The 4,667-nt window shown below is 71.0% G+C and carries 4 protein-coding genes and 1 pseudogene; all 5 read right to left on the bottom strand.

Annotated features, from left to right (window positions below):
• Positions 1-318 (bottom strand): acetate uptake transporter (locus VED21_RS06995; RefSeq protein WP_324881608.1); only part of this gene is annotated, 318 nt, incomplete at its 3' end.
• Positions 315-1,220: a formate/nitrite transporter family protein gene (locus VED21_RS06990; protein WP_324881607.1), complete on the bottom strand. Its 906-nt coding sequence runs from the start codon at positions 1,218-1,220 to the stop codon at positions 315-317. The genes VED21_RS06995 and VED21_RS06990, both read right to left, overlap by 4 nt.
• A gap of 16 nt (positions 1,221-1,236) precedes the next feature.
• Positions 1,237-1,995, bottom strand: a complete 759-nt coding sequence (gene pflA, locus VED21_RS06985; RefSeq protein ID WP_324881606.1) for a pyruvate formate-lyase-activating protein — start codon at positions 1,993-1,995, stop codon at positions 1,237-1,239.
• A gap of 65 nt (positions 1,996-2,060) precedes the next feature.
• Positions 2,061-4,346 (bottom strand): formate C-acetyltransferase, encoded by a 2,286-nt coding sequence (gene pflB / locus VED21_RS06980; RefSeq protein WP_324881605.1) that lies wholly within the window; start codon positions 4,344-4,346, stop codon positions 2,061-2,063.
• A 67-nt stretch (positions 4,347-4,413) separates the two neighbouring features.
• Positions 4,414-4,667, bottom strand: a pseudogene (locus VED21_RS06975) (carbon starvation protein A); the annotation flags it as partial.

Raw genomic sequence — 4,667 nt, 5'->3', positions numbered from 1 at the left:
GGCCGAACCGATCTGCATCAGCCCCAGCGCGATCCAGAAGCAGCCATAGGCGGTGAAGGCGCTGTAACCGAAGTTGTTGCCGGTCTTCATTTCCTGCAGGCCGGCGACGAACTGCGCGCCGCCGCCGAACACCAGCCCCAGCCAGACCACCGGCCCCATGCCGACCCAGCCGACGTTGTGGAACTGCAGCAGCAGCGTGGACAGCGCGAAGCCGGCCAGCCCGACCACCGCCGGGTTGCCGAGCCTGGGCCCGGCGTGCGCCGCGGGCACCGGCAGCGGAACGACCCGTTCGGCCTTGGAAAGCGTGGTGATGCTCATTTGACATCCATATGTTTGTGGGCCGGATGCGTGTGGGCCGGCCTTCGGTAGATGAACCAGTAGACGGCACCGACGAGGAGCGCGCCGCCGATCCAGTTGCCCAGCGTCACGGCGCCGAGGGTGAGGAGGAAGCGGCCGGCGTCGATCGGCGGGAAGCTCCGGCCCAGTTCGGCCCAGAAGCTCTCGGGCGCGCCCCACTGGATCAGCATCCCCAGCGGCACGAAGTACATGTTCGCCACGCAGTGCTCGAACCCCGCCGCCACGAACGCGCTCACCGGCAGCGCCACCGCCAGGATCTTGTCGCCCACGCCGCGCGCGCCCAGCGCCAGCCACACCGCCAGGCACACCAGCACGTTGCACAGGATGCCCAGCACGAACGCCTGCGGCACCGGCAGGCCGCTCTTGGCCGTGGCGATGTACAGCGCCGTGGCCCCGACCGCCCCGTGCCCGAACGTGTGCTGCCCCGACAGGTACACCAGCACCGCCGTGCCCAGCGCGCCGGCAAGGTTGCCCAGCCACACCAGCGTCCACACCCGCAGCAGCGCGCCGACGCTCAGCCGCCCGCTCGCCCACGCCATCACCAGCAGCGCGTCGCCGGTGAACAGCTGCGCCCCGCCCACCACCACCAGCACCAGCCCCAGCGAGAACGCCAGCCCGCCCAGCAGCCGCATCACGCCGTAGGGCAGCAGGCCCTCGGCCCCCGACCAGGTGACGGTGGCGAACAGCCCGCCCAGCGCCACGAAGGCCCCGGCCAGCACCGCCAGCCCCAGCAGCGTCGCCGTGTCGGTGTGCGCCTTCTTCACGCCGAGGTCCTCGGCGGCCAGCGCGATGGCGTCCGGCAGGCGGGCGTCCAGCGTGGCGGCCGCGCCCGCGTCGAGGCCCGGCGGTCGATGGGTGTCCATGATGTGCTTGTCCTTGTCAGACGGCGTTCAGCCCGTGCGCCCGGAAGCGGTCGCGCACCCGCCCGACCAGCTCGGCCGAAGGGGGCGCGGTGTCGGCGAGCCGGTAAGGCAGGCCCAGCTCGCGCCACTTGTATTCGCCCAGCGTGTGGAAGGGCAGCACGTCCACCCGCTCGACCACCTCCAGCCCGGCGGCGAACGCGGCCAGCCCCTCGATCTCGCCCAAATCGTCGGTCAGACCGGGCACCAGCACGTAGCGCAGCCACACCGGCTTGCCCAGCAGCGAGAGCCGCTCGGCGAACTCCAGCGTCGGGCGCAGCGGCACCCCGGTGAGGGTGCGGTGCGTGGCCTCCTTGAAGGCCTTGACGTCGAGCAGCACCAGATCGACGTCGGCCAGCAGGTGGTCGTCGGCGTGGCCGCCCAGGAAGCCCGAGGTGTCCAGCGCGGTGTGCAGGCCCAGCTCTTTGGCGCCGCGGAACAGCGCCGCGCAGAACTCCGGCTGCACCAGCGGCTCGCCGCCGGAGAGGGTCAGCCCGCCCCCGGCCCGCGTCAGGAACGCGGCGTAGCCGGCCAGCTCCGCGACGATGTCGGCCGCGGCGGTGCGGGTGCCGTCGTGCATGTGGCGGGTGTCGGGGTTGTGGCAGTACTGGCAGCGCAGCGGGCAGCCGGCCAGGAACAGCACGTAGCGGATGCCCGGCCCGTCGGCCGTGCCGCCGGTCTCGACGGAGTGCACCCAGCCGTCGGTGCGCGGCGGCCGGGGGTGGTCGTGCGTGCTCATGAGTGCCGTGTCCTGTGCCGTGTCCTGTGCCGTGTCCTGGGCCGGGGACGGGCGCCGCCCGTGCCTCAGTGCATGGCGTGGAAGGTGCGGTTGACGACGTCGAGCTGCTGCTCGCGGGTGAGCTTGATGAAGTTCACCGCGTAGCCCGACACCCGGATGGTGAGCTGCGGGTACAGCTCCGGGTGCTCCATGGCGTGCAGCAGCGTCTCGCGGTCGAACACGTTCACGTTGATGTGGTGCCCGCCCTGCCCGAAGTAGCCGTCCAGCAGCCCGACCAGGTTCGCCACCCGCTCGCCCTGCGTCGGCCCCAGCCCGGCCGGCACGATGGTGAAGGTGTAGGAGATGCCGTCCTGCGCGTGCGCGTAGGGCAGCTTCGCCACCGACGCCATCGAGGCCACCGCGCCCTTCCGGTCGCGCCCGTGCATCGGGTTGGCCCCCGGCGCGAACGGCTCGCCCGCCTTGCGCCCGTCCGGCGTCGCGCCGGTCTTCTTGCCGTACACCACGTTGGAGGTGATCGTCAGCACCGACTGGGTGGGCAGCGCGCCGCGGTAGGTCCTCTGCCGGCGCAGCGCCGCCATGAAGCGCTCGACCAGCCACACCGCGATGCCGTCCACCCGCGCGTCGTTGTTGCCGTAGGCCGGGTAGGCGCCCTCGATCACGAAGCCGGTGGCCAGCCCGCGTGCGTCGCGCACCACGCGCACCGTGGCGTGCTTGATCGCCGACAGGCTGTCGGCGACCACCGACAGCCCGGCGATGCCGCAGGCCATGGTGCGCAGCACGTCGCGGTCGTGCAGCGCCATCTCGAGCCGCTCGTACATGTACTTGTCGTGCAGGCAGTGGATGGCGTTCAGCGTGTTCATGTAGGCCTTGGCCAGCCACTCCAGCATCGGCTCGAAGCGCGCCATCACCTCGTCGTGGCGCAGCACCGCCCCGGTGACCGGCGCCAGGGCCGGGCCGACCTGCTCGCCCGAGACCTCGTCGCGCCCGCCGTTGATGGCGTACAAGAGCGTCTTGGCGAGGTTGGCGCGCGCCCCGAAGAACTGCATCTGCTTGCCGATGCGCATGGCCGAGACGCAGCAGGCGATGCCGTAGTCGTCGCCCCAGCAGGGGCGCATCAGGTCGTCGTTCTCGTACTGCAGCGAGCAGGTCCTGATCGAGGTCTCGGCGCAGAAGCGCTTGAAGCCCTCGGGCAGGCGCTCGGACCACAGCACGGTCAGGTTGGGCTCCGGGGCGGGGCCGAGGGTGCTCAGCGTGTGCAGCATGCGGAAGCTGGTGCGGGTGACCAGGGTGCGGCCGTCCAGCGCCATGCCGCCGATGCACTCGGTGACCCAGGTCGGATCGCCGGAGAACAGCGCGTCGTACTCGGGCGTGCGCAGGAAGCGCACGAGGCGCAGCTTGATGACGAGCTGGTCGATCAGCGCCTGCGCCTCGCCCTCGCACAAGCGGCCCTCGCGCAGGTCGCGCTCGATGTAGGCGTCGAGGAAGCTGGAGACGCGGCCCAGCGACATGGCGGCGCCGTTGGCCTCCTTGACCGCGGCGAGGTAGGCCAGGTAGGTCCACTGCACCGCCTGCTGCGCGGTGGCGGCCGGGCGGGTGACGTCGAAGCCGTAGGAGCGGGCCATGGCGACCAGCTCGCCGAGCGCGCGGATCTGCTCGCTGATCTCCTCGCGCAGGCGCAGCGTCTCCTCGTCGATGCAGTCGAGCTCCAGCGAGCGCAGCTGCTCCTTCTTGTCCCGGATGAGGACGTCGGCGCCGTAGAGGGCGAGGCGGCGGTAGTCGCCGATGATGCGGCCGCGGCCGTAGGAGTCGGGCAGGCCGGTGATGACGCCGGACCTGCGGCAGCGCAGCATCTCGTCGGTGTAGACGTCGAAGACGCCGTCGTTGTGGGTCTTGCGCAGGCGCGGGAAGGTGTCCTCGAGCGTCGGCGCGGGGGTGAAGCCGTAGGCCTCGAGGCCGGTCTTGACCATGCGCCAGCCGCCGGTGGGCATGATGGCGCGCTTGAGGGGCCTGTCGGTCTGCAGGCCGACGATCAGCTCGAGGTCGCGGTCGATGTAGCCGGGCGGGTGGGAGACGATGGAGGAGAAGGTCTCGGTGTCGGCATCCAGCACGCCGCCGGTGGCGGCGCGCTCCTGCCGGAGCAGGGCGGTGACTTTGTCCCAGAGCTCGCGGGTCCTGCCGGTGGCGCCGGCCAGGAAGGCGCCGTCGCCCTGGTAGGGGGTGAGGGTCTTCTGCAGGAAGTCGCGGACGTTCACCTCCATCTGCCAGACCCCCGCCGTGAAGCCCCGCCAGGGGTGCGGCGCCGGGGCCGGCGTCAGCGACGCGGCGACGGATTCGGTCAACAGTGTGTCCATGGTCCTAAGCCTTGAATTGCGGATGATGCCGCCGCGGGGGCGGCGGCATCCTCGTCGGCGGGTCCGGCTACTCGGCGGGGGAGGCGATCATCGGGATCGGGGCGGCGGAGCGGATCCGCAGCAGTTCCTTCCACTTTTTCAGGGCGGAGATCAGGATGATGAAGCCCAGCGTCAGCATGATGATCGAGATGCCGGCGTTGAAGACGCTGTGTCCCTTCGCCGCCGGGTTCAGGTAGACGTTGGTGATCATCCAGTAGCCGGCGTAGTTCACCGTGACGAACAGGTAGGCCAGCGGCACCAGGCAGGTCAGCATGTAGACCC

Source organism: Azospirillum sp. (assembly GCF_035627195.1).
Taxonomy (GTDB): Bacteria; Pseudomonadota; Alphaproteobacteria; order Azospirillales; family Azospirillaceae; genus Azospirillum.
Note: the sequence above shows the minus strand (reverse complement) of the source record. Positions and strands in the feature narration are given on the sequence as shown.